The organism is Aminobacter sp. P4_D5, assembly GCF_056401815.1.
In genome coordinates this window covers 1-803 of record NZ_JBFUIP010000574.1, presented here as the reverse complement: position 1 = coordinate 803, position 803 = coordinate 1, and the positions used below count along the sequence as shown (strand labels likewise).

Below are 803 nucleotides of genomic sequence, written 5' to 3'. Positions count from 1 at the left end.
CACGGGAGMCGGCCGAGCCGAAGGCGCCGGCAGTCCTGGCGCACTGAGTCTCAGGCTTCGGCGGGCGCCTTCTGCCGGTGGGCGAAGTTGGTCCGGTTCAGCTTCAGCCGATGGTCCATGTAGAGCAGGTCCTCGTAGCGCGCCGGATTCTCCGCGCTCACGCAGCTCGGCACGCATTTGATCACCGCGTCGTTGTCCGGGCCGTAGAAGAAGGGGATGKCGTAGCGCATCTCCTTGTTGTTGTTCACGACCCGGTGCGGCGTCGGCGCGAAGCGGTCGTTGCTGTACCGGCCCAGCATCTCGGCCGTATTCACCACGAAGGTGMCGGGGATGGCGGGCGGCTTCAGCCACTCGCCCTCGCGCGTGCGGACCTCGAGGCCCGGCAGCGCCGACTGCGCCAGGGAGGTGGTGAAGTTCGTGTCGATATGCGGCGCGAAGCCGAAACGGTCGGCCTCGTCCTCGGGCTGCGGCTGGTAGCGGATCAGCCGCAGGGTGCAGGACGGGTCGCGAAAATCCTGATCGAAATAGGCGGGCGGGAGATCCAGCGCCTCAGCGAAGACCGGAAGCATCCGGTGGGCCAACGCCTTCATGGCGGTGAAATAGGCCATGGTCGCGGGACGGAAGCCGGGCAGGGCGGGCGGCCACTTGTTCGGCTCGGCGAAAGGCTTCTGCGCCAGGACATCAGGGTCGTCCGGGGAGAGGTCCTTCATGATGTAGAAGCTCTCGTTGAGGTTCGGCTTCTTCACCTCCGCGACCTTGGAGGTGCGGATGGTCTGTGCCCCCGTCGGCAGGAAGCCCAGGTT

The 803-nt window shown here is 66.5% G+C and carries 1 protein-coding gene; it reads right to left on the bottom strand.

Annotated elements, in window-relative coordinates; genetic code table 11:
• Positions 1–50 precede the first annotated feature (50 nt).
• Positions 51–803 (bottom strand): isopenicillin N synthase family dioxygenase (locus tag AC1DWF_RS33580; protein ID WP_476842821.1); only part of this gene is annotated, 753 nt, incomplete at its 5' end.